The 23,502-nt window shown below is 60.5% G+C and carries 19 protein-coding genes; 4 read left to right on the top strand and 15 right to left on the bottom strand.

The window, feature by feature from the left end:
- Window positions 1-146: 146 nt before the first annotated feature.
- Window positions 147-1,976 carry a bifunctional metallophosphatase/5'-nucleotidase gene (locus tag ACFOFO_RS08825; protein WP_390325786.1) on the bottom strand — a complete coding sequence of 610 codons (1,830 nt, stop codon included), beginning with the start codon at window positions 1,974-1,976 and terminating at the stop codon, window positions 147-149.
- A gap of 133 nt (window positions 1,977-2,109) precedes the next feature.
- Here ACFOFO_RS08825 and ACFOFO_RS08820 point away from each other — a divergent pair, with 133 nt between their 5' ends.
- A complete protein-coding gene (locus ACFOFO_RS08820) occupies window positions 2,110-2,616 on the top strand; it encodes a hypothetical protein (protein WP_390325784.1) in 507 nt (168 codons plus the stop codon).
- Between the two features lie 187 nt (window positions 2,617-2,803).
- Here ACFOFO_RS08820 and ACFOFO_RS08815 read toward each other — a convergent pair whose 3' ends face one another.
- The 10 genes from ACFOFO_RS08815 to ACFOFO_RS08770 form a co-directional block, all read right to left on the bottom strand.
- Window positions 2,804-4,633, bottom strand: coding sequence for an ABC transporter transmembrane domain-containing protein (locus tag ACFOFO_RS08815; RefSeq protein ID WP_390325782.1), 1,830 nt, complete (start codon window positions 4,631-4,633; stop codon window positions 2,804-2,806).
- A complete protein-coding gene (locus tag ACFOFO_RS08810) occupies window positions 4,630-5,664 on the bottom strand; it encodes a lipocalin-like domain-containing protein (RefSeq protein ID WP_390325780.1) in 1,035 nt (344 codons plus the stop codon). The genes ACFOFO_RS08815 and ACFOFO_RS08810 overlap by 4 nt, the downstream gene beginning before the upstream one ends.
- Window positions 5,665-5,789: 125 nt before the next feature.
- Window positions 5,790-8,342 carry an FtsX-like permease family protein gene (locus tag ACFOFO_RS08805; protein WP_390325777.1) on the bottom strand — a complete coding sequence of 851 codons (2,553 nt, stop codon included), beginning with the start codon at window positions 8,340-8,342 and terminating at the stop codon, window positions 5,790-5,792.
- 1 nt (window position 8,343) lies between these two features.
- The gene (locus ACFOFO_RS08800; RefSeq protein WP_390325775.1) at window positions 8,344-8,991 is read right to left on the bottom strand and encodes an ABC transporter ATP-binding protein; all 648 of its coding nucleotides are present in this window, start codon (window positions 8,989-8,991) and stop codon (window positions 8,344-8,346) included.
- A gap of 37 nt (window positions 8,992-9,028) precedes the next feature.
- Window positions 9,029-9,838: a phosphonate ABC transporter, permease protein PhnE gene (gene phnE, locus ACFOFO_RS08795; protein ID WP_390325773.1), complete on the bottom strand. Its 810-nt coding sequence runs from the start codon at window positions 9,836-9,838 to the stop codon at window positions 9,029-9,031.
- 2 nt (window positions 9,839-9,840) lie between these two features.
- Complete coding sequence (locus tag ACFOFO_RS08790; protein ID WP_390325771.1) at window positions 9,841-10,677, bottom strand: PhnE/PtxC family ABC transporter permease; 837 nt, start codon at window positions 10,675-10,677, stop codon at window positions 9,841-9,843.
- A gap of 28 nt (window positions 10,678-10,705) precedes the next feature.
- Complete coding sequence (locus ACFOFO_RS08785) at window positions 10,706-11,575, bottom strand: phosphonate ABC transporter ATP-binding protein (protein ID WP_390325768.1); 870 nt, start codon at window positions 11,573-11,575, stop codon at window positions 10,706-10,708.
- Window positions 11,576-11,784: 209 nt separating this feature from the next.
- Window positions 11,785-12,168 (bottom strand): type II toxin-antitoxin system VapC family toxin, encoded by a 384-nt coding sequence (locus tag ACFOFO_RS08780; RefSeq protein ID WP_390331386.1) that lies wholly within the window; start codon window positions 12,166-12,168, stop codon window positions 11,785-11,787.
- Window positions 12,168-12,380, bottom strand: a complete 213-nt coding sequence (locus tag ACFOFO_RS08775; protein WP_390325764.1) for an AbrB/MazE/SpoVT family DNA-binding domain-containing protein — start codon at window positions 12,378-12,380, stop codon at window positions 12,168-12,170. Before ACFOFO_RS08775 ends, ACFOFO_RS08780 begins: the two co-directional genes overlap by 1 nt.
- 399 nt (window positions 12,381-12,779) lie before the next feature.
- The gene (locus ACFOFO_RS08770; protein WP_390325763.1) at window positions 12,780-13,667 is read right to left on the bottom strand and encodes a putative selenate ABC transporter substrate-binding protein; all 888 of its coding nucleotides are present in this window, start codon (window positions 13,665-13,667) and stop codon (window positions 12,780-12,782) included.
- Between the two features lie 167 nt (window positions 13,668-13,834).
- On the opposite strand from ACFOFO_RS08770, the gene egtD reads away from it, so the two are divergent.
- Both egtD and egtB read left to right on the top strand, forming a co-directional pair.
- The gene (gene egtD / locus ACFOFO_RS08765) at window positions 13,835-14,827 is read left to right on the top strand and encodes an L-histidine N(alpha)-methyltransferase (RefSeq protein ID WP_390325762.1); all 993 of its coding nucleotides are present in this window, start codon (window positions 13,835-13,837) and stop codon (window positions 14,825-14,827) included.
- A 60-nt stretch (window positions 14,828-14,887) separates the two neighbouring features.
- Window positions 14,888-16,180, top strand: a complete 1,293-nt coding sequence (gene egtB / locus ACFOFO_RS08760) for an ergothioneine biosynthesis protein EgtB (RefSeq protein ID WP_390328185.1) — start codon at window positions 14,888-14,890, stop codon at window positions 16,178-16,180.
- Between the two features lie 134 nt (window positions 16,181-16,314).
- On the opposite strand, the gene ACFOFO_RS08755 is transcribed toward egtB, so the two are convergent.
- The 4 genes from ACFOFO_RS08755 to leuA form a co-directional block, all read right to left on the bottom strand.
- Window positions 16,315-17,124: a head GIN domain-containing protein gene (locus tag ACFOFO_RS08755; protein WP_390325761.1), complete on the bottom strand. Its 810-nt coding sequence runs from the start codon at window positions 17,122-17,124 to the stop codon at window positions 16,315-16,317.
- Between the two features lie 186 nt (window positions 17,125-17,310).
- On the bottom strand, window positions 17,311-18,147 hold the full coding sequence (locus ACFOFO_RS08750) for a DUF1700 domain-containing protein (RefSeq protein ID WP_390331385.1): 837 nt from the start codon (window positions 18,145-18,147) through the stop codon (window positions 17,311-17,313).
- Window positions 18,148-18,217: 70 nt separating this feature from the next.
- Window positions 18,218-18,496: a hypothetical protein gene (locus ACFOFO_RS08745; protein WP_390325757.1), complete on the bottom strand. Its 279-nt coding sequence runs from the start codon at window positions 18,494-18,496 to the stop codon at window positions 18,218-18,220.
- A 385-nt stretch (window positions 18,497-18,881) separates the two neighbouring features.
- Window positions 18,882-20,570 carry a 2-isopropylmalate synthase gene (gene leuA / locus ACFOFO_RS08740; protein WP_390331384.1) on the bottom strand — a complete coding sequence of 563 codons (1,689 nt, stop codon included), beginning with the start codon at window positions 20,568-20,570 and terminating at the stop codon, window positions 18,882-18,884.
- A 959-nt stretch (window positions 20,571-21,529) separates the two neighbouring features.
- Between leuA and ACFOFO_RS08735 the strand changes: the two genes are divergently transcribed.
- The gene (locus ACFOFO_RS08735) at window positions 21,530-23,425 is read left to right on the top strand and encodes a putative bifunctional diguanylate cyclase/phosphodiesterase (protein ID WP_390325756.1); all 1,896 of its coding nucleotides are present in this window, start codon (window positions 21,530-21,532) and stop codon (window positions 23,423-23,425) included.
- Window positions 23,426-23,502 lie beyond the last annotated feature (77 nt).

Raw genomic sequence — 23,502 nt, 5'->3', positions numbered from 1 at the left:
GCACAGCGCCATTACGGTCACACCATCCGCATCACGCCAAAGCCGGAACCGGGTACCGACCCCGCCAGCCTTGACCAAGCCCTTTCAGACCATTGCACTGGGGGCGGGCGCCGTCATCGAGACCGGTTTGGTGTATATGGATCAGATCAATTCAGGCGGGTGATGCGATTCCGTACGGGTGGATCGATCGTGCCCTTCGCCTTGAAGTAGGTCTTCATGACGTCCAGATCGATGCCGCCCTGCTGCACGTTGCTGCCCGTGACGAGAACCGTGAAGTTGTCACCACCGGAGGCCATGAAATTGTTGACGGTCACGCGATAGCTCTTGGCTGGGTCGATCGGCACGCCATTCAATTTCAGGGAACCCGGGGCGACGCGGTTACCGGTGCCCGGCGCAGCACCTTCCGGCTTGCTGGCATCCCAGATATAAGTCAGGCCGCTGGAGAGCGGCAACACGCGACCACCGGCCGGCTGTGGGCTTTCCCACTGCTGTTCCAACAAGCGCAGCAACTGGTTGCCGGTCAGGTCCGTCGTGACCAGGTTGTTGCCGAATGGCATCACGGCATACAGCTGACCGAAGGTGATCTGCAGGCTGGTGGCCAGATCGCTGCGGATGCCGCCCGGGTTGGTGAACGCAATTTGCGCCGGATTGGCACCGTACGACGCATCCGAGGAGCCCTGCAGGTAGGCATCCGCCACCACGTCGCCCAGCGTCGACTCGCCGGCCGGATTCGCCTTGCGATCCAGGAAAGCGCTGATGTTGCCGACCACGATGCTGGTGATCGGTGCGGTCAGGTTCACATATTTCTGCATCAGCGCATCGAGCACCGGGTCTTTCGCCAGTGCGGTATATCCGGCCGGCAGCACAATCAGCTGGCCCTTCGCATCTTTCACGCCGACATCGTTGACCGCCACGATGTTGTTGGCAAGCTTCTTCGTCACTTTTTTGCTGATCGGGTCGATGGTGAGGTCGATTTTGCTCGCGAGTCGACCGTAAAAGCCGGTCTGCGTGACCAGCTTGCCATCCGGACGGGTGCACACGTATTCCTGATGGGTGTGGCCACTGATCACGACATCGATGGCGGGGTCCAGCTTGTCGGCGATGGCGACGATGTCACCGCTAAAGCCGGGACAGGTTTTGTCGTTGATGTTGCTGGCGGTGGTCGCACCGCCTTGGTGGATCAGGACCACGATCGCCGCCACACCCTCGGCTTTCAGCGCTGGCACCAGTTGGTTGACGGTCTCGACTTCATCGGTGAACTGCAGTCCGGCCACGCCGGCCGGGGTGACGACGGACGGCGTATCCTTCAGCGTCAGGCCGATGAAACCGACTTTCACGCCGCCGACGGTGCGCACCGCAGTGGCCGGGAACAGGGTTTTGCCGGTCTTCTGATCAATCACGTTGGCCGCCAGATACTGGAACTTGGCGCCGCGGAACGTGCCATTGTTCATGCAGGTGTCGATCCCGATCACGCCGGTGGTGCCGTCCGCCGACTTCGGATAACAGCCGCCATTCTGCAGGCGCAGAATTTCATCGCGGCCCTTGTCAAACTCGTGGTTACCCACCGACGAGATATCCAGGCCCATCTGGCTCAAGGCATCCACCGTCGGCTCGTCATGGAACAAGCCGGAAACCACCGGCGACCCACCCACCATGTCGCCGGCACCGACCACCAGCGTATTGTTCGGGTTTTGCGCTTTCAGGTTCTTGATCAGCGTTGCCAAGTAGGCGGCGCCCCCGGCCGATACCTTGGTGCCCGCCGGATTCGCCGGGTCCGTCACCATGACGCTGCCGGACGGCGGCTGAATATTGCCATGGAAGTCATTCAAGCCGATCAAGGATACCGTGACAGGTTGCGTCGCGACCGTTACGGCCGACTGCTCGCTGCTGCTGGCCTGATCGCTGCCGCAAGCGGCAATACCGAGTCCGACCAGAGCCGCTGCAGTGCCACTCAATAGATATTTTCGCTTCAACATTCAATTCTCCAAAACATGCAGGTGTGACAACAAAACATGCATATTGTGGACATTTTGTTACGCTGGCATGACATGCTGATAAGCTATGTTGCAACGCAAGCTATATTCCCTTTTGTTCAAAAACCGAACCTTGATGAAGCCTATTTCCCTCGCGCAACGCCTGTTGATGCTGTCCTTTCCCATCCTCGCTGGTGGTTTTAGCGCGCACGCCGCGACGCTGCCGGAGCGCACGAAAATGTCGCTGATCGGCGCCGCTGCGGCTTCCGCGCAACAGCGCTGTTACGAGTTCATGCATGAAGATGCCGACGAGTATGTGTCCTGCATTGATGCGCTTGACAACGCGGTCGGCGCACGCAGTGCGAATGCCAGTTATCGCCGTCTCGGGATTAATTATTTTGGTTGGGTCGGCGCGAATAATTCGGCGCGGCTGTCGCTGCCCGGTGCCGAGGCGGCGGCCCAGCACTATCTGCCGCGCTTTCGCAAACAGCAGCGCCAACTCGGGATTGCCGACGCGGCGCTGTGCCCCAGCGTTGCCGGAGATTGTCGAACCAGGCTGGCGCAGATCAAGGCGATGGAGCTGGAAATCAGCCAGCTCGCAGCGTCACGCAGAGTGCTGACTAAGCAAGCCAATCGCCGTTAGGTTCATCCTTTTTGTCGAACAGGCGGCGCGGAGCGCGCCGGCGCCGGGATGACATGCACTGTCGAATCTCGCAGCATCGCAGAGCGCAAGTTTAGTCCTCTGCGTGCAAAAATCGGGGAGTATGAGCCAAAAAAGCCGCATTCCCCATGTCTTTCATGCGAAATAAAATATACATGCGGCAGTATATTTAACTTGGCGCATGAAATTGCAGCGCTGCCAGATTGGCATAAATGCCGCCCAGCGCCACCAGCGAGGTATGCGTGCCGGTCTCGACGATATGCCCGTTGTCCATCACGATGATGCGGTCAGCGCGCTGCACCGTCGCCAGCCGGTGCGCGATGATCAGCGTGGTGCGACCGACCATCGCCGCTTCCAGCGCACTTTGCACCAGCCGTTCCGATTCGGCGTCGAGCGCGCTGGTGGCTTCATCCAGCAGCAGCAGCGGCGGGTTTTTCAGCAGCGCGCGGGCGATGGCGATGCGCTGGCGCTGGCCGCCGGACAGACGCACGCCGCGTTCGCCGAGGAATGACTGGTAACCTTCCGGCAGCCGTTCGATGAACTCATGCGCGGCGGCCATTTTGGCGGCGGCGATCACTTCGTTATCGGTTGCATCGATGCGACCGTAGCGGATGTTTTCCATCGCGTTGGCGGAAAAGATCACGGTGTCTTGCGGCACGATCCCGATCGCGTCACGCAGCGTGTGCAAATCGAGCTGCCGGATGTCGACGCCGTCGAGCGTGATGCGACCCTGCTGCGGATCATAAAAACGCAGTAACAGCTGGAACAGGGTAGTCTTGCCGGCGCCGGATGGTCCCACCACCGCGACCGTTTCGCCGGGAGCGATATCGAGCGACATGTGCGACAGCGATGGGCTATCGGGCCGTGATGGATAGTGAAAGATCAGGTCCTGCAATGCCAGCGCGGCACCGTTGGCGGTACGCGGCGCCAGCGCCAGCGGCTGGGCTGGCGACTGGATCGGCGAACGGACCGACATCAGCTCCAGCAGTCTTTCGGTGGCGCCGGCGGCGCGTTGCGCTTCACCCATGACTTCGGACAATGCGCCAATCGAGCCGGCCACGATCGATGCGTACAAAATGAATTGGCCGAGTTCGCCGCCGGTCATCGTGCCCTGGATTACCGCATGCGCACCCAGCCACAGCACGAACACGATCGCGCCGAACACCAGCAGGATCGCCATCGCGGTCAGCAGCGAGCGCGCCCGGATGCGCCGCATCGCGGTCTGGAACGCGCCTTCGACCGAGCTGCTGAAGCGGTCCGACTCGATTTTTTCGTGGGTGAACGCCTGCACCGTCGGCATCGCGTTCAGGATCTCGCCGGCCATCGCCGACGCATCGGCGATCCGGTCCTGCGAGTCGCGCGACAGCTTGCGCACGCGACGGCCGAACATCACGATCGGCAGCACGACGGCGGCCAGCATCACGATGATGATCGACGACAGCTTGACGCTGGTGACGAACAGCATCACCAGTCCGCCCAGAAACAGCAGCGTATTGCGCAGTGCCAGCGAAATACTGGTGCCGACCACGGCCTGGATCAGGGTGGTATCGGTGGTCAGGCGCGACAATACTTCGCCGCTCTGGGTAGTCTCGAAAAATTGCGGGCTCTGCGTCACCACATGCTGGTAGACCGCGCTGCGGATGTCGGCGGTGACACGCTCGCCCAGCCACGACACGGTATAAAAGCGCGCCGCGGTCGCCAGCGCCAGTACCGACGCGACGCCGAACAGCGCGATGAAGTACAGGTCGACGTGCTGGATGCTTTTCGATCCCGCCGTGCTGGCGCCGCCAAAGCCCAGATCGATCATCTGCTTGAACGCATATGGGATCGCCAGCGTCGAACCGGCGGCGATCACCAGTGCGATGGCGGCGATGATGAACTGGCGCCGGTAGGGCGCCAGAAACGGCAACAGGCCCTTGAGCGTGGCAATGCTGGATTTTTGCGGAGTCTTGCTGCTGCTTGCTGCGTCGCTCATGTTGTTATCGATGCTGGTAGTCATAGTTTGATTGGTTTTACGTATCCGGTCATTTCAAGGTAACCGCGGCCGGCGGCCTTGCCATCGCGCGTCAGCGTGACGGCGCCTTCCCAGTACACCGTGCCGGTCGAGCGGCGCGAGTCTAGTTCCTGGTCATCCTGCAATGGTGTCAGGCGCCACAAAATACTTCCGGTCTGAATCTGCGTCGCGACCGGATATGCAGCGCCGGTGCGGGACGAGCGCCAGTGCCGCTGCGGCGTGAAGCGCACCTGCTCCGGCGCAAATTGCGTGACCGTGCCGGACCCATCGCGCAGCGCCGCATGGGCCCAGAGTTTATCACCTGCGGCACTTCTGATCTGGAATGCCATCAATGCACCGCCATCATCGAGGTTGGCGCCGACCCAGTCCCAGCCGCTGGCCTTCGCGTCGAGCACACTGCTCGACCATTCATGATCGAGCCAGGCGGTGCCGCCGACGGCTACCTGTTTGCCGTCCCGGGCAATGCTGCCGGTCACCTGCAATTGCGGCTGGCTGTAGTAATAGCTGGCTTGCTGCGCTTGCGGCCCCTTGCGTGAAACGCCGGCGTCGCCCTGCAGCATCGGCGCTTGCGATGGCGTCAGCGTCAGGCTCAGGCTGAACTCGGGTGCGGCGACGCTCACCCGATAGCGTCCATCGGCAGCGCGCACGATGCGCCAGTCGTCGAGTTTGACGTCGGTGTCGCCTTGTTGGGCATACGCGAGGCCGAAACCCTGGCGCGCGCTCTTTTGATCGTGCAACAGTTTGCCGACGGCTGGATCGGACAGTGCCGCGTGCGCGATGATCAGCTGTTTCGGCGCGAACCGGCTCGGATTGGCCGGATCGTGCTCGGTGGCCGAGCGGAAGAAGGTGATCTGGAATCCGATCGGCTGCTTGTCCGGCGTCTCCAGCCAGCCGGTGGCGTACCACCATTCGGTGCGGAAGTCGGGATGGGCGCCGAAGTCGGTCGGGAAGCTGAGCGTGTGTCCGGGCCTGACCGCGGTGAATGGCGGCGGTGCTGCGACCGTGTCAATTGCCATCAGACTGAACAGAAATGCAGTCGCCCCAGCGAACGCTGGGATCCGGCGTCGTTTAACGGGCGAGCGAAGGCGCCTGCGTCGATTGCAACGATGGAGCATTGAAAGGAAAAATTTGAAACAGGTCATCACCAATCCTCCCTCACCGCCCGGATCGCACTGCCCGACAAGGCCTGCCGCCCCGCCACCAGCGCGGTCAGGATGGCTGACCCCAGCAAGGCCGCCGCTACGGCCGCCAGCAGACCCCACGGCATATGCAGCTGCATGCTCCAGTGGAATGATTGCGGGTTGACGATGAAAATCAGGATCAGGCTGATCAGCCAGCCCAATGCGAAGCCGACCGCGATGCCGATCGCCGTCAGCAGGCCACCCTCGGCCGCCAGCACCGCCAGAATCTGCCCGCGCGTGACGCCGATGTGCCGCAGCATGCCAAATTCCTTCGCACGCGCCAGAGTTTGCGCCGAAAACGTCGCCGCCACGCCGAACAGGCCAATCACGATCGCGACCACTTCCAATAGATAGGTGACGGCAAAGCTGCGGTCGAAAATCTTCAGGCTGACTGCGCGGATCTCGCCCGGCTCCGAGAATTCCAGCGCTGCGCCGAACGGGAGTTGTTTCACATTGGTGCGTGCCTGCGCCGTTGTCGACCCTGGCTGCAGCCACAGCGCAACGTCGTTGACCAGCAGATCGCCGGTCAGTGCCCGGTAATCGGTCAGCCGCATCTGCACCGCCCCCGATTGCCGCGCATAGTCGCGCCAGATCCCGGCGACGATGAAGTCGTGTGGCCGGCCGCCGAGCGGCACGCTGACGCGTTGGCCTGGCCGGTAGCCATACAGGTCGACCATGGCCTCCGATGCCCAGATCGGCATCGCGTCAGCTGGCGTGATCGTGTTGCCGACGATCGGCAAGGTCTTGCCGGGGTCGGCGGCATCGATGGTGCGCGCCAGCAGCGCGACATTGGGGCGCTGCGGATCCAGCGTCAATTGCGTCACCCGCAAAAAATCGGCACGCGCGATGCCGGGCACGAGCGCGATCGCGCGTTGCTGCTGCGGCGTCAAGCCGCCGGTGTTGCCCGCGATCGCCGAGCGCGCATACATATCGGCCGACAACAGATGCAACAGCCAGTCGTCGACCGAGATCCGAAAGCTGGCCACCATGATCGCCATCGCCACCATCAGCGAAAAACTCGACAGCACGCCGCCCAGCGCGATCGAGGCCTGACTCGGCGCATTGGCCAGTCGCGCCAGCACCAGGGTCGCGACCGTCGATTTGGTCGATTTCGTTGTCACTCGGCCGCCGTAGCCGAATACGATGGCCGCCAGTCTGGGCATGAATGCGATGCCGCCAACCAGCAGCAGCGCCACCGCCAGATAACCGAACACCGGCAAATTCCACAGCGGTGGCAAGCGGGTGAACGCGGCGCCCAGCAACAGGCAGACGATGGCGGGCCACGGATTGGACAGCGTCGACAGGGCGCTTTCTTCGCCACCGGATTTCAGTGCAGGTGCCGGCTGGGCTCTAGCCGCTTCCCATGCCGGTGCGGCGCAGCCGAGCAAGGCAACGCCGCAGCCGAGCAGAAAGAACAGCGTCGCGGCGATCGGCGAGAACGGCAGCATCGGTTGCACGCCGGGAAAGTAGCCGCCGCCCAGATCGCTGCCGAAAAAATGCAGGGCCGCGGCAGCCAGCGCATACCCCAGTGCGATGCCGCACAACGAGCCGATCATGCCCAGCGCCGCACCTTCCAGCAATACCTGGCGCAGCAGCTGCGTGCGCGTCAGGCCGAGCACGCGCAGCAGCGCGAACTGGCTGCGGCGCCGGATCACCGACAGCGCTTGGGTCGAGAACACCAGAAATGCGCCGGTGAACAAGGCGACCAGCGCCAGTACATTCAGATTGACGCGGTAGGCGCGCGACATATTGGCGGTGCGGGCCTCCTGATCTGTGGTCTGCGTGACCATTAATTGACCGGAAAATTCTTGCGCCAGTGTGGCCTTGAAGGCGTCGCGATTGACGCCATCGCGCAGTTTCAGTTCGATTCGCGACAGTTGTCCAAGACGCTGAAAACGCCACTGCATGGCGCCGATGTCCATCACCGCGATGCGCTGCCCGGCGCGGGCACGCAGCAGCCCACCGGCCACGCGCAGCACGATGGTCTGGGTGCCGGAGCGCAATTTTATCGGGTCGCCCTGTTTCAGTCCGAGCCAGCTCATCGCGGCTGGCGACAGGAAGATCGCGTCGTCGGCCAAGGTGTCGAATGGCTTGTTCTCCGCCGGGATGCCGATGAAGTCGGGCGCGATGGCGGCCGCGCGAAACACGTCGAGGCCGAGGATTTTCAGCGGACTGGCGGCGTCCGGTAGCGTCGCATCCAGCTCCAGTATCGGACTGGCCAGGGCCACCCCGTCATGCTGCGCCAGTTGCGGATAAACCTTCTCGTCGAAGAACGGTTCCGCCGCGCGGATCTGCAGGTCGGACTGACCGGACAAACTCCTGGCGGCGGCAGAAAATTCATTGAAGGCGGCCGCATTGATCAGGTGGATCGCGAACCCCAGCGCAACACCCAGCGCAATCGCGCCGATCGCGACCAGCGCACGCGCCGGATGGGCGCGCCATTCGCCGAGCAGCAGCCAGCGCGACAGTAGTGGTAATGACGACAGCAGCGGAATTTGAGGCGGCGTTGTCATGTCAGACCGGGTGCAGGCCATCCATCCGCAACTCCAGGATGCGGTCTGCGGTCGCTGCCGCCGCATGCGAATGGGTCACCAGGATTGCCGACGCGCCGTTCGACTTGACCTCGTCGCGCAGCAGCATCAGTACGTTGTGGGCGGTGTCGGGATCGAGGTTGCCGGTGGGTTCGTCCGCCAGCACCAGCGCTGGTTTATGCACCAGTGCGCGGGCGATCGCGACGCGCTGCATTTCGCCGCCGGACAGCTGGCGCGGAAAATCGCCGCCGCGCCCGGCCAGACCGACCGCAGCCAGCATCTCGTCTGCGCGTTGCATCGTATGGCCGTTCAGCAGCAAGGGTAGCGCGACGTTTTGCTGCAAGGTCAGATGGGGTAGCACATGAAACGCCTGAAATACGAAGCCCATCTTCAGACGGCGCAAGCGCGTCGCCGCGTCATCGGCCAGCGCCGACATCGATACGCCGTCGATCAGGATCTCGCCGCTGTCGGGCGTGTCCAGTCCGGCAATCAAATTGAGCAGGGTCGATTTTCCGACCCCGGACTCGCCCATGATCGCGACATATTCGCCGGCTGCCAGCGTGTAGGCCAGGTCGGTCAGGACACGTCGTCGGTTCGCATACGACTTGGTGATGTGGCGCAATTCCAGCATCAGGCTTGCTTGCCATCGGTCATGGTGTCTGTTCTGGTCATTTTGTCATCATGCGGCGCAACGCAAAACTGACCGCGTCGACCATCGCGACCAGCAGCAGCATCGCGATGATCACCGTCGCGGCCCCCTGCATCTGGAACAGGGACAGGTGGAATTTCAGCATCTGACCAAGTCCGCCGGCGCCGACCACGCCGAGGATGGCGGCGGCGCGGATATTGTTTTCCCAGCGATACAGCGTGTACGACATCATCTGCGGCGCGGTCTGCGGCAATGCCGAATAAAAGAACGCCGCCATCGGTGGCACGCCATTGATGCGCAGCGTCGCTTCCGCGGCCGGCGGCACGTTTTCCAGCGCATCGGCGAACAAGCGCCCGAGTACGCCGGTGGTATGCGCGGCCAGTGCCAGCGTGCCGGCGAACGGACCAAGGCCGGCGGCGATCAACAGGATCGAGGCCCATACCAGTTCCGGAATCGCGCGCAACAGGTTGAGCAGCATGCGGGTCAGCGCGCGCGGCACGCGGCCGAAACGGCCGCCGGCGGGCAGGGCCAGCATCAGGCCGAGCACGGCAGCGATCACGGTCCCGAGCGCCGACATGGATAGCGTCTCGGCAGTCGCGACCGCGGTTTTCAGCAAGAACGCCGGCGCGATCTCGGGCGGCGCGAAACCGCGCAGGAACTCGGCAGTTTTTTGCGCCGCATCGGCGGTGAACAATTCGCGCCATTGCAGGGATAGTGAGGCAAAACTGGCAATCACCAGTGCCAGCAAGCCGGCAACCAGCACGATGGTGGAGTGTCGGACGGCGGGCGCGGGCGGCGCGGCCAGCCGGGGAGGGCGTTTCAGTTCCATGATTACCCCAACCGCCGACGCAAGAGCTTACTCACCACATCGGCGCCGGTCACCAGCAAAACGAATACCAGCAGCATGGTCGACACTTCGCCGCCGGCCAGCATTTTCAAGGATTCATCCATCCGTTGTCCGAGTCCGCCGGCACCGACGAAGCCCATCACGACCGAACCGCGGATCGCGCACTCCCAGCGATAGACCGTGTACGAAATCAGTTCGGTCGCCGCTTGTGGCAGCGCGCCATAGAACAGCGCGGCCAGGCGCCCGCTGCCATTGGCCAGCAACGCGTCGGTCGCGTGATGGTCGGACGATTCGAGGATTTCGGCATACACCTTGCCCAACATGCCGCAATAAGTCAGGGCAATCGCCAACACGCCGGCGGTCGGGCCGAGACCGACGATGCGCACCAGCAGCAGCGCCCACACCAGTTCCGGCACGCTGCGTAGCAGCACCAGCAGCCAGCGCACAGCTTGCCGGATCACGACTGCGCCGAGCTTCATGCGGCCGGTGCCGAGGCGCGAGATCGACAGCGATTCGGTGACCACCAGCGTCAGCGGAATCGCGCCCAGCAGCGCCAGCGTCAGTCCGGCGGTCGCGATCGCCACGGTTTGCCAGCTCGCCGCCAGCACCAGTTGCAGGAATTCGGCCGAATGCGCCGGCGGCACAAAAGCTGCCAGGAAGCGGCCGGTCGCGCGCAGACTTTGCGCGTCAAATAGCTGCCACGGTTTGAACTCGCTGGCGACCAGCATCGGCCACAGCAGGGCGATGCCGAGCATCAGTCCCATGATCCGGCCATGCCAGGCGGGATCGGGGTGTTGCTGGTCGGTTCGCAGTAATCGCATCGGCGTCAGCACGGAATTGTTCTGGATGCTAGAAGCAGTGCGGCACAATAATCGGCACTATATCCGGCACAATATCCGGCGCCATCGGTGCCGCAAATGCGGCCTCGATATCAGTGCTATCAGTTGCCTCAATCATGGCGTCGTGCGAATTCGCATACAGCGCCGCGATCATCGCGTCTGTGACTTCTTCGCGCCGTGCGTCGAACACGATACGGCCGTCGCGCAGGCCGACGATGCGGGCAAAGTGGGTGCGCGCCAGTTCGACCTGATGCAGACTGCAGACCAGCGTCGCGCCGCGCGCGGCAGCTTCCTGCTGCAGGGTAGTCAGCGTTTGCTGCGCCAATGTTGGATCCAGCGCCGACAGCGGTTCATCGACCAGAAATGCTTCGGCATTCGACACCAGCAGCCGCGCCATGGCACAGCGCTGGCGCTCGCCACCGGACAGCCGGTCGACCCGTGCATATAGCTTGTCCTGCAGATTAAATCGCGCCAGCGCGTCAAACGCGGCCTGCGGATCGGCTGGTCTGAGCAGCGATGCAAGCGCTTGCCACACGCTCCATTGCGGCAGGCGGCCGGCCAGCACCGCCGATACTACGCGCTGGCGTGGCGGCAGCGGTGGCGTTTGCGGCGCCAGGAACAGACGCCCGCGCAGCGCATGGCGCTGATGGTTGTTGAGCGCCCACGGCGACTGACCAAACACGCTGATTTCCCCATGCTCGGGCCGGTGCGCACAGGCCAATGTGTGCAGCAAGGTGGTCTTGCCGGCGCCGGACGGGCCGATCAACGCAAGCTGTTCGCCGCCTGCGATCGACAAGTCGATCTCGCGCAAGGCCAGTGCTGCGCCGGCGGCATTAGTCTGATGGCGTACCGATAAATTCTTAATGCAGAATGCGGTCATTTATTGGGAGTATCATTAAAAATACTCATTTATGCGCAATGATTATGCGCCGATAAAAAAATACTACCTGATGTATTAATGTTCGTGGCTCACCAGGAACACGCTGTAAGAACACTTTCGTTTTTGTCGCTGGACTAAAGCGCGCTGTTCGATTGAGTATGTCGGGGATCGATACCAATCGAACCGCCGACGCGCAAAGCGGATGATCATCACAAGGAGGCCTTCTTTTGCCAGTATTGGACGTTGGGCAATCCGGCAAAATGTGCGTCCGACGTCAGGAGTTCCCCGCCAGCAGCAAGAGCGCTGGCATACACCACAGCATCTGCCATCGCCAGCTTGTAGCGTGTGGATAAATCGGCAGCAGACAATGCTATCCGGGTATCGAGCGGTGACACAATACAAACCTCCGTGATGCCGATAACATCGAGCGCAGCTGCTTCATCCTTTTCGCGCAGGCACCACTTGTAGAGCTCAAACTGCACCAGTGTCGGCACGATCAGATTGGCACTGTCGCTCAGAAACGGGGCAAAATCTTCCGCCAGAACGCCATCGGTCAACCATTCAATCCAGCCACAGGTATCTACGACATGCATCAGCCAGGCTCTTGCGTACGGTCGCGCACATTGTCGGTGTTGGCGCCCTTGAACATGCCACGGACCGCGCTAATGTCGCGGCGCGGAATCATGATGATCGCGTCGCCTTTGGCAACAAACACGAATTGCTGGCCAGCCTTGAGTCCAAGGTCATCGCGAAATGCTTTGGGGATACCTATTTGAAATTTTTCGGTGAGGGTGGCGGCATGCATTCTTACTCCTTGATGATCGTTATTTGTTTGGTAAGAATACAGGTTGGTGCAGTCAAATTCAAGGCGAATCTTAGGGCGAGGGGGACTTCAAAAAGTTGCCGTATATTCACATTTGTTCGTATGATTCGTATCTGTTCAGACCGCAGTGACGGCGTGCATGGGTGGCGCACAAAGGGCTGTTCGCCCTGAATTGTCCGTTCGCCCTGCGTAGCGAAGGTACCTTGAATCCGCAGACCCTTCGATACGCCCTTCGGGCTACTCAGGGCGAACGGTCTGCTGTCTGCAACTAACACGGTGCACCATAGCGGGCTGAACAGTTATCGTTATTCTGAATCAGGTCGCCCATTGCGCTGCGCGCACAGGCGACTTGATGTGCGCTGCATATGGCGCTTCGTGCCCTTACTTCAACAGGCCGGCATTGCGCGCAGCCGCTTCGATCGCGGTGTAGTTCTCCGCCTTGGTCGGGATGAATTTGCTGGCGCGCTGCAGCTCCAGGATTTCCTTGCCTTGCGGTGTGTTCTTGTCCAGCGCGAGGAAGGCGTCGGTCAGTTTCTGGCGGATCACCGGATTCATGTCGGCGCGCACGGTCCAGTTGTAGTCGTAGTAACCGGGTGTTGTGTAGAACACGCGGACCTGGGTCGGGTCGACTTTCTTCTCGTTCACCAGTTTTTCCCACACCGAGATGTTCAGCGCGCCGGCATCGACCTTGCCGCCGGCCACTGCCGCCACGGTCGCGTCATGCGCACCGGAGAATGCGATGCGTTTCATATCGGTATCAGGATTGACCTTGGCTGCCAGCAGGAAGGAGCGCGGCATCAGGTGGCCGGAGGTCGACGATTCCGAGCCGAAAGTGAAGGTTTTGCCTTTCAGGTCTTCCAATTTATTGATGTTCTTGTCGGTGGTGATGAACACCGATCGGAATTTTTCGTCTTCGGCGCGCTGCACCAGCGGCACCACCTGGTTATTGCTGCGCACCTTGGCCTGCACGAAGGTGAAGCCGCCGAACCAGACCATCTCGAGTTTCTTGTTGATCAAGCCCTCGACCGAGGCGGCGTAGTCGGTGACGGGAACGAATTCGACTTTCATGCCGAGTTTTTGCTCCAGATAGTCGCCCAGCGGCTTGAATTTGCGCTGCAATTCGGTCGGCGCTTCGTCCGGAATGGCCGACACGCGCAATACCTGCTGCGCCTGGCTGTGCGCGGCCCCCAGCAGGGCGCCAACGGTGAGGGCGATCGAAACGAGCGATTTGAGCGGTTTTAGGGACGAATAAGCAGGAAAACGTAACATGATGTTATCTTTCTGTCAGGATTGAATTTGTTTTTTGACTAACAATGTGCCGATGCTAAATGATCAGGAAATTAACCGTGCCTTGATACAGGTAGTGGGCGTTGCGATTTAACCGCCCATAATAGCCAAAAACCAAGTGCTTCTGCAGCATTCTTCAAATTTGACCGATGCCGATGCCACCAATAGCCAAGCTCGCCGCCGCGCCGGCGGAATTTATCCAGCACCAACGCGCCAATGGCGCCGCCATTCGGGCCGAACTGTCAGCCGGTTTGATGGCGCCGCAGGCGCATACCTCGGCCAAATATCTGTATGACGCGCTCGGCTCCAAATTGTTCGAGGCCATCTGCGAGCTGCCCGAGTACTACCCGACGCGCACCGAGGCGGCTATTTTCGACGCGCATCTGCCGGACATCGCGCAATCGATCGGCGTCGGTGCGACCCTGATCGATCTCGGGGCTGGCAATTGCGCCAAGGCGGCGCGGCTGTTTTCGACCTTGCATCCGGTGCAGTACGTGCCGATCGATATCTCGGCCGACTTTTTGCGGGAAGCGCTGGAGCAATTGCAGCAACGGTTTCCGCATATCGAGATGACCGGCGTCGGCCTGGATTTTTCCAGCGCGCTGGACTTGCCGGATGCGGTGCGACATCAAAAGCGGCTGTTTTTTTATCCCGGCTCGTCGATCGGCAATTTCACGCCGCCACAAGCGCTCGCTTTCCTGCGCCGGCTGCGTGCCGCCTGCAATAGCAGCAGCGATGGCGGTGTGCTGATCGGTGTCGATCTGCTGAAGGAGCAGCAGATCCTGGACGCGGCCTACGACGATGCGCTCGGCGTGACCGCCGCCTTTAACCTGAATCTGCTGCGCCACCTGAACCAGTTGCTCGGTACCGATTTTGATGTGCGCGACTGGCGCCATCGTGCCGGCTTCAATGCGGCGCACGGCCGGATCGAGATGCATCTCGAAGCGCGCCGCGCACTCACCGTCAGCTGGGGCGAGCAGCGGCGCCAGTTTGCCCAAGGCGAGCGCATCCATACCGAAAACAGTTATAAATACACACAGCAGGACTTTGTCGCGTTGCTGGAGCAGGCGGGTTTCGGCGACGCGCGGGTCTGGACCGATTCGCGCCACTGGTTTGCAGTGATCCACGCGCGCGTGGTCTGACAGGAGGCGACGATGCCAATACCGATAAATACCAGCGCAGTGCGTCAGTTGCAGCCGCGCATGGCCTCCCAAGGGTCGCAATCGCCGCTGCAGCGGCGCTATCAGGCGGTGCGCCAGCAAACCATGGCGCTGTCCGGGCCGCTGTCCGACGAGGACTGTTGCATCCAGTCGATGCCCGACGCCAGCCCGGTCAAATGGCATTTGGCGCACACCACCTGGTTTTTCGAGACCTTTGTGCTGGAACGCGTCGAGCCAGCTTTCCGGCCGCATCATCCGGCGTTTCGGGTGCTGTTCAACTCTTACTACAACGGGGTCGGCGAAAAGCATCCGCGCGCGCAACGCGGCATGCTGACGCGGCCCTCGTTGGCCGAGGTCAGGGCCTACCGGCGCGACGTCGATCAACGGATGCTGGCGTGGTTGGGCAGCGCTGACTTCGACCCGACTGGCGCCGATGCTGCCCCGACCGCCGCCATCAGCGCTGGGATGGCCGCGCTGGTCGAACTCGGCCTGCAGCACGAGCAGCAGCACCAGGAGCTGATGCTGACCGACGTCAAGCACATGCTGTCGCTGAACCCCCTGCAGCCGGCGTACGCCGATCAGACCCCCAATAGCAAGGCGGGCATAGACGATGCGGCTGAGACTGGCGACTCACCGCCGCTCAACTGGTGTCGCTTCGACGCCGGTCTGGTGGAAATCGGTCACGACGGCAGCGGCTTTTGCTTCGATAACGAGCTGCCACGCCACCGTCAGTTCGTCGAAGGGTTCGCACTGGCGTCGCGCTTGGTAACGAATGGCGAGTTTTTGGCCTTTGTCGAAGCCGGCGGATATCAGAATCCTGCGCTATGGCTGTCCGACGGCTGGGATTGGGTGTGTGCGCAGCAATTGCAGCAGCCGTTGTACTGGCGCCGCAGCGGACCGGACTGGCAGGAATTCACGCTGCACGGTTTGCAGCCGCTGGCCTTGCAGCGGCCCGCGCACCACCTGTCCTTGTTTGAGGCCGAGGCCTATGCGCGCTGGGTCGGTGCCCGGCTGCCGACGGAAGCCGAGTGGGAGCGGGCGGCGCAATCGGCAGGTGCGCACGACGGAGGTGACCAACCCGGAGGTGCACAACTCATTCAACTATTCGGCAGCGCGTGGCAGTGGACCAGCAGCAGCTATGCGGCGTACCCTGGTTTTACCGTATCCGGTGACACGATCGGCGAGTACAACGGCAAGTTCATGATCAATCAGTACGTGCTGCGCGGCTCGTCCTGCGCCACGCCGGAGGGGCATGCGCGACCGTCCTACCGCAATTTCTTCCCCGCCAGCGCGCGCTGGCAGTTCAGCGGGATCCGGTTGGCAAAAACGATCTGAGGACGGCGGTCGTCAGATCGTTTTTTTATTGAACCCGCCTGCGACCCTCGGGTCGTTCCAGCGAATGCCGTAAGCTAGTATTTGGGATCGGCGTGGTGGATGCGAAGCGCATAACAGCCGACAAGTTCGCTCATTCACTCAAAACTCACATCACCCGAACCGGTGCGGCTGACATTGCGCTGGGCCGGTTTGCCGTCGACGTGGATGTCGCCGCTGCCGCGCAAGTTCAGGTTGACGCTCTGCTTGGCGTTGAGACTGGCGTCGCCGGAACCGAGCAGGTCGAGCTTGACGCTGTCGGATGGCAGCCGGCTGGCGTCGATATTTCCGGAACCCATGATTTTTGCAGCAAGTGCCTTGCTTTGGCCGGTGATGGTCATTTCACCCGAGCCGGTCAGGCTTAGCTCGACGTGGTCGCTATTGCCACCATTCAATTGCAGGTCGCCGCTGCCCAGGATGCTGGCGTTGATGCGTTTGTACTGGCCGACGACTACCGCATTGCCGGAGCCGCGCAGCGCCAATTGCAGTTGCTCGCCATTGAACCCCTTGACATCGGCATCACCGCTGCCCTGCATGGTCAATTGCTGCAGCGCAGGCAGCGTGAGTTCGACCTGCAGCGGCCGACGGGTGTGGATATTGAAACCTTTAAGGCCGATATGCAGGGTGTTGCCATCCTGTTCGGTGGTGATTTGAGGCAGCAATCTTTTTTCCGCGCGTACCGTCATCGATGGCGAATTGCCTTGCACCAGTTTCAGATCGACCGGGCCGTTCAGGTCGATGTTGACGATGCCAGCGCCGAGGGGCCGGGTTTCGGTCGCGATCACGCGCTCGGCCGCACTGATGGGAGGGTGACTGACGCCTTGCGCCAGCAGCACGTTGTAGCAGGCGCCGACCAGTACCGCCGCCACTACGGTGAGGGAGACGCCAATTTTGACCAGTGTTTGCATGTTTTTCTCCTTGATTTTTTGGCATCTCTATAAATCTACTGCGCGGCGCAATCTCGATTCTGTGATGCTCGCCGTACATGCGTACGACTGCGCTTCTCGATTCGACCTTGAGCCGCTCGCTACGATTTCTAGAGATGTCATATTGATAATTGTTGGGCGGATTTCCCGCCCGGGTTACGAATCGTGTCAGGCGTTTTTCAACATTGAATAGTTCATCATCACGTAGCGCTTGATACCGATCACGGTGTAGCGAGTGACCACCAGGCTGAGCAGGAAGATCGCGATGCCGCCGAAGATCAAGCCGACGCCTTGCCACGTCTGCGCACTCGTGCTCCATTGATCGTCATCGTTGCTGATACCGATGCTGAGCCGGCCAGATTCATGCTGCGGTTCGGCGCTCGCTGCAGTGGCGCTGACGGCGCCTGCCGCGCGCGTCGGCGTCGATTCCGCATTGATCTGCACACCGTAAGGGCCAAATTGCAGATGCTCGGATTCGCGCTCGACATTGGCGGCCGCGCTGGCCGCCTTGCCGCTATCGATGTGGATATCCTGGATCGAGCTATCGCCGTGATTGCTGTTGCTGGCGTCGATTCTGACATGGTCGAACGGTGCATTCATCACCAGTTCATCGACGCCCGACAGGCCACTGGCGGTCAGCGCAATGCCGCCGGCGAAGAATGCTGCAGCAATCACATAGGATGCAAACAACAGGGTCGAAAACACGAAAGCCGGGATCGCCATGAACAGGTTGAAAATCATCAGCCCCAGCAAGGACATCAGCAGACGCCACAGATTGCGCGGACTCTTCTGCTGGGCGAAGGCGTCCATATGCATGCTGGCTCGGAACTCGGCTGCCACTTTCTTCGGATCGCCCAGATCCCGTGCGACATCATCGGCGCCGCGACCGTATATGGCGCCGTCCATGAAGCGCTGCTCGTAGTCGGCAATCTTCCTGGCTACCACGTCGTCCGGCAGGCCGGACAGGCCGGCCCGCACGGCGTCGATGTATTCCTGTCTGGTCATTTTTTTTCTCCCTGGGGTGTGTCGAACGGGCTTATTTTTTTTATTTATTTTGCTAATTTATTTCGATCACTTACGCGTTGCGGCTGGCGCCCTGGTTTTTGGACTCAGGGGTGCGACCGATGGCATCGACGCCGATTTTTTCGGCCTTGCTCAGTCTCTTGCCGACGATCGTCACGGTGGGGATTTTCTCCATGGCAACCGCCAAATCCGGTTTCACCACGTCCACCACTGCTGGCGGCAGCGCGATGGTGACGGCGGCTGGTTGGCCGGCAATTACCGACAAGGTCGCCGCGCAGGCCAGACCGAGTGAGAACAGGGCAGTTGCCTTCATGTGTTGGGTAGCTTTCATGGCGTTCCTTTGGTTGCATGCGTTGGTGTATTGGTACTGTATGCAAAGCCAACCGGCGGCGCCCACGGAAAGCGACAGACTGCAATTTTTGGGGGCTGGATTACTTCAGGATGGGATTGTCTGCGGCGGTCGACGGATGGTTTCAGTGCGCCAGGCATGCGTCGTGCGAACAGGACGAGCGGAGCAGGCTGAGCAGAGCAATTGACAGCGATTTAAATGGCGATTGATGGGAGTATGTTGATAATTACTAATATTTTAATGCGAAAATAATAGTAAGTTGTATGAGTATGTGCAATGAAGGGCGCAAGAAAAAACGGCCTGCCGGCGCATAGCGCGGGCAGGCCGTTCAAACGGAGAAATACTGAGCTGGATGGCTACACTGCTGTCACGCGGCCAGCGCCTGCTCCCCTGAGCCCGTCATCGCAATCTGCCGGTTCACCGCGCTCAATACCGCCATGAACGATGCCGTCACGATATTGGCGTCGATGCCGACACCGAACAGGGTCGGGCCATTGTTCAGGCGCAGTTCGACGTAACAGGCGGCTTTCGCGTCGGCGCCGGCGCCGATGGCATGTTCGTGATAATCCATCAGCTTGATGTCGAGGCCAAGCGCGCTGACGAAGGCGTCGATCGGACCGTTGCCGTTGCCCTGTTGCGTGGTCATCTGGCCGTTGTGCGCTACGTCGATCTCGATATGGACTTGCTCGGTGCGCGCCGAATCTTCCGTCATCCGGTGACCGTGATACGCATACGAGGTGCGACCGTCCAGATAGTCGCGTTTGAAGATAGCGTAGATGTCGCCGGGTGCAACTTCCTTGCCGCTTTCATCGGTGACCACTTGCACCGCGCGCGAGAACTCGATCTGCAGACGGCGCGGCAATTGCAAGCCATATTCCTGTTCCAGCAGATACGCCATGCCACCCTTGCCGGACTGGCTGTTGACGCGGATCACCGCGTCGTAGCTACGGCCCAGATCGGCGGGGTCGATTGGTAAATAGGGCACTTCCCACATCGCATCGGCTTGTTGCTGGGCAAATCCTTTCTTGATCGCATCCTGATGCGACCCGGAAAATGCCGTGAACACCAGGTCGCCGGCATACGGGTGACGCGGATGTACCGGCAACTGGGTGCAATATTCAGCGCATTGGCGCACCGCATCGATATCGGAAAAATCGAGGCCGGGATGGACGCCCTGGCTGTACAGGTTCAAGGCCAGCGTGACCAGATCGACGTTGCCGGTGCGCTCGCCGCTGCCGAACAAACAGCCTTCGACCCGATCCGCACCAGCCATGATCGCCAACTCGGTGGCCGCTACTGCGGTGCCGCGGTCATTGTGCGGATGGACGCTGATGATCACGGAGTCGCGCCTTGCCACGTTGCGGTGCATCCATTCGATCTGGTCGGCGTACACGTTGGGGGTGCAGGATTCGACCGTGGCCGGGAGGTTGAACACGATCTTGCGCTCTGGCGTGGCCTGCCAGGTTTCCGCTACCGCGTCGCAAACTTCCTTGGCGAACTCGAGCTCGGTATTGCTGAACACTTCTGGCGAATATTGATAGCGCCAGGCGGTCTCGGGGCGGGCGTCGGTGATCTCCTTGATCAGGCGTGTACCGTTGATGGCGATCGCCTTGACCTCGTCTTTCGACATATTGAACACGATCCGGCGGAAGGCTGGCGCAGTCGCGTTGTACATATGCACCATGGCGCGCTTGGCGCCGCGTACCGAATCGATGGTGCGACGAATCAGGTCTTCGCGCGCCTGGGTCAGCACGATGATGGTGACGTCGTCCGGGATGTGGTCTTGTTCGATCAGCTGACGCACAAAGTCAAAATCGGTCTGCGACGCTGACGGAAAGGCGACCTCGATTTCTTTCAGTCCGATATTTACCAGCATTTCGAACATGCGCAGCTTGCGCTCCGCATTCATCGGCTCAATCAACGCCTGATTCCCGTCACGCAAATCGGTGCTCATCCAGATTGGCGGCGTCGTGATGGTGTTGCCCGGCCAGCTGCGGTCGGTCAACTGGATGGGCGCGAATGGGCGGTATTTGGTGGCGGGATTGGACAACATCATGATGAAACCTCGTTTGAAAAATGTGAGAGACGACAGGCGGCAGCGGTATGGCAGTGGCGATTGGTTGCCTGACGGCCACGTAACGCTAGGCCAGGCAACCGGTCGGTAGCGGTAGTAGCGCCAGCGCGCGCGCAAAAATCATCAGCGCGATGGTTTCGACGGTGATGAACGTTACGATAATCGACTTGAAGTGCATGGAGTGCTGCCTCGTACTGTCTACTGGTTTCAAACTGTGTTGGAAGGGTGGCGGTGGTGAAGCTTGGCGCCGGAACATCTACAACAGGGGAAATCAGAGCGTGCGTAGTAGCGGCGCTAGCAGGGAGCTGGCGCGCAATGGTAGTGCGGGTAGTGCGAGGGCACGAAGGGAGGCAGAAAACATGGAACGACTTTAAGAGATCAGCACCGGGTTTGTCAAGCGCGAATGCGCATTTTTCTCAAAAGCACGTCGGATATCCGCCGCATTTTCCAAAGGCCAGCCGCAATGACTGTCTTTTGTTTGCATACAGCAAAATGTTTGCCTTCCAGGCTGGGACTGGTGTTTTATTTTTAAAATGACAAATTTTCTTGTTCTCCGTAGCGCTCAGTGGCATGCATTTTCACGGTTTAAATGCTAAGGTAATTGTCCAATTTCAAAAATGCCTTGGAAAATCGATCCGCCGCGATCAGTTGGGGGCGCCGTCTGGCGGCCAAAGGTCCATTTTTCTCGAAGCAACTTTTTTCAAATTGCGGAAACCATCGGGCTTGCCGCAAGTCTTTTTATTATTGAGAGACGATATTGCGGGGCGAAATAGTTCGAAGCTTTGCGCTCGGTAAATTGCTTCCCCTTCATAAGCGCCATCATTCAATTGTCAGCACTGCGTTACAGTAAAAGAGCAAGCTGAGGTAGAGGTAGAACATATTTCATAGTTGCATCGGGTTATCGTCCACAGTTTATTTTTGGTAAAACCGGGGTGATTGACGTGATAAATGTGATTAAGCCGAAGATACTCCTGGTCAATGATCATGCGCCCACCCTGTTGGCGCTCGAGGCCCTGCTAACCAATGCTGTCGACGCGAACAGTTATGAAGTCGTGACCGCCAAGTCCGGTGACGAGGCGCTGCGCCATGTGTTGGCGCACCGGTTTTCCGTGATCCTGCTCGACGTCAGCATGCCCGGCATGGATGGCTTCGAAACCGCAGAGCTGATCCATTCGCGTCCACGCTCGGCTGCCACCCCGATCATCTTTATCACGGCCCATTACGCCGATGAATTGAATCGCCTGAAAGGCTATGAGCTCGGTGCGGTCGACTATCTGATCACGCCAGTCATCCCGAAAGTGCTGCTGAGCAAGGTGGCGGTGTTCGTCGAGTTGGCCAAGACCAACTTGCAGTTGGAGTCCAAGACCGAAGAGTTGGCCGAGCTGAACCAGGACCTGCAGGTGCAGCGGGTGCGCGAGCTCAAGCAAAACAACGAGGCGCTGGCGGCGGAAATCGTCGAGCGCCGCCAAGCCGAGGAACGCGCACATGAACTGGCGACCAAGGATCCCTTGACCGGCTTGCTGAACCGCCGCTCCCTGATTGCCAGTCTCGACCATGCCATCGAGCGCGCACACCGCAACAACGAACCGATTGCACTGCTGTTCCTCGACATGGACCGCTTCAAGTCGATTAACGATACGCTCGGCCACGATGTCGGCGACGAACTGCTGCGCGATGTCGCGGCCCGGATCATGGCATCGGTGCGCAAGTCGGACCTGGTGGCACGCCTGGGTGGCGATGAATTCGTGGTGCTGATGCAAGGCATGTCGACCTATCGGGACGTCGCCAAGGTCGCTGAGCAAATCGTCCAGGCCGCGACTCCGCCGTTCAAGGTGGGGCATCACCAGATCAAGACCTCAGTCACCATCGGCATCGGCCTGTTCCCGCAAGACGGCAATTCGACCCAATCGCTGATGCGCAGCGCCGACTTGGCCATGTATCACGCCAAGCAGGAGCGCAGGGGCAGCGTCCAGTTTTTTCATCAGGAACTGAATGCGCGCCTGCGCGAACGCGTGCGCCTCGAGCACGAACTGCAGCATGCGTTAGACGATAAGCAATTCGAGCTGTACTACCAGCCCAAGGTGGAGATCGGCAGCGGCCGCATCACCGGTTTCGAGGCCTTGCTGCGCTGGCATCACCCGCGCCTGGGCATCATCGGCGGCGCCGACTTCATCCCAGCGGCCTGCGACAGCGGCCTGATCATGCCGATCGGCGAGTGGGTGATCGCGACCGCCTGCGCCCAAGCGCGCCAGTGGCAGGACTCGAGTCCGGACCTGGCGGGTTTGCCGATCGCCGTGAACATCGCCATCCCGCAGCTAAACCACGAGCTGCCAGCCGTGATCAGTCGCGAGCTCGCCAGGCACGACATTGCGGCCTCCTGCCTACAGCTCGAAATCACGGAGTCGTTGCTGATCCGCGACCTGCAAAAAACGACCTCGGTGCTGGAAGACATCAGCGCAAGCGGTATCACGATCGCCATCGACGATTTCGGCACCGGTTATTCATCGCTGTCCGTGCTGAAGCTGCTGCCGATCGATATCCTCAAGATCGACCAATCCTTCATCTGTGATCTGGGCAAAGATACCAACGACAGCGCCATCGTATCGGCCATCATCAACATGGCGCACGCGCTGCACCTGACCGTGATCGCCGAGGGTGTGGAAACAGTCGCGCAGCTGGCGATACTGAAAGATCTCGGTTGCGATCAGTATCAGGGTTTCTTGTTCAGCGCGCCGCTGCCGGCAGCCGGCTTGGGCGACAAACTGTTGAATATGGCCAACAAGAAATTCAAGCGAGTCAAGGCAACATCCTTGCGCTACCAGCCGACATCGCATTAAGAATCGCATTAAAGATTGCGTTAAGCATCGTATTGACGCAGTCCCCGCGTCATCCATCGATGCACTGACAAGCGTCG

It is taken from the genome of Pseudundibacterium arcticum (assembly GCF_042646465.1).
In the GTDB taxonomy this organism is placed as follows: Bacteria; Pseudomonadota; Gammaproteobacteria; order Burkholderiales; family Burkholderiaceae_D; genus Undibacterium_A; species Undibacterium_A arcticum.
The sequence above is the reverse complement of the archived record's forward strand: the minus strand, read 5'-3'. Positions and strand labels throughout refer to the sequence as shown.

Coding starts and splice junctions, on each gene's coding strand:
- ACFOFO_RS08825 (WP_390325786.1), bottom strand. CDS start 1,976: ATGTTGAAGCGAAAATATCTATTGAGTGGCACTGCAGCGGCTCTGGTC.
- ACFOFO_RS08820 (WP_390325784.1), top strand. CDS start 2,110: ATGAAGCCTATTTCCCTCGCGCAACGCCTGTTGATGCTGTCCTTTCCC.
- ACFOFO_RS08815 (WP_390325782.1), bottom strand. CDS start 4,633: ATGACTACCAGCATCGATAACAACATGAGCGACGCAGCAAGCAGCAGC.
- ACFOFO_RS08810 (WP_390325780.1), bottom strand. CDS start 5,664: ATGGCAATTGACACGGTCGCAGCACCGCCGCCATTCACCGCGGTCAGG.
- ACFOFO_RS08805 (WP_390325777.1), bottom strand. CDS start 8,342: ATGACAACGCCGCCTCAAATTCCGCTGCTGTCGTCATTACCACTACTG.
- ACFOFO_RS08800 (WP_390325775.1), bottom strand. CDS start 8,991: ATGCTGGAATTGCGCCACATCACCAAGTCGTATGCGAACCGACGACGT.
- phnE (WP_390325773.1), bottom strand. CDS start 9,838: ATGGAACTGAAACGCCCTCCCCGGCTGGCCGCGCCGCCCGCGCCCGCC.
- ACFOFO_RS08790 (WP_390325771.1), bottom strand. CDS start 10,677: ATGCGATTACTGCGAACCGACCAGCAACACCCCGATCCCGCCTGGCAT.
- ACFOFO_RS08785 (WP_390325768.1), bottom strand. CDS start 11,575: ATGACCGCATTCTGCATTAAGAATTTATCGGTACGCCATCAGACTAAT.
- ACFOFO_RS08780 (WP_390331386.1), bottom strand. CDS start 12,168: ATGCATGTCGTAGATACCTGTGGCTGGATTGAATGGTTGACCGATGGC.
- ACFOFO_RS08775 (WP_390325764.1), bottom strand. CDS start 12,380: ATGCATGCCGCCACCCTCACCGAAAAATTTCAAATAGGTATCCCCAAA.
- ACFOFO_RS08770 (WP_390325763.1), bottom strand. CDS start 13,667: ATGTTACGTTTTCCTGCTTATTCGTCCCTAAAACCGCTCAAATCGCTC.
- egtD (WP_390325762.1), top strand. CDS start 13,835: ATGCCGATGCCACCAATAGCCAAGCTCGCCGCCGCGCCGGCGGAATTT.
- egtB (WP_390328185.1), top strand. CDS start 14,888: ATGGCCTCCCAAGGGTCGCAATCGCCGCTGCAGCGGCGCTATCAGGCG.
- ACFOFO_RS08755 (WP_390325761.1), bottom strand. CDS start 17,124: ATGCAAACACTGGTCAAAATTGGCGTCTCCCTCACCGTAGTGGCGGCG.
- ACFOFO_RS08750 (WP_390331385.1), bottom strand. CDS start 18,147: ATGACCAGACAGGAATACATCGACGCCGTGCGGGCCGGCCTGTCCGGC.
- ACFOFO_RS08745 (WP_390325757.1), bottom strand. CDS start 18,496: ATGAAAGCTACCCAACACATGAAGGCAACTGCCCTGTTCTCACTCGGT.
- leuA (WP_390331384.1), bottom strand. CDS start 20,570: ATGATGTTGTCCAATCCCGCCACCAAATACCGCCCATTCGCGCCCATC.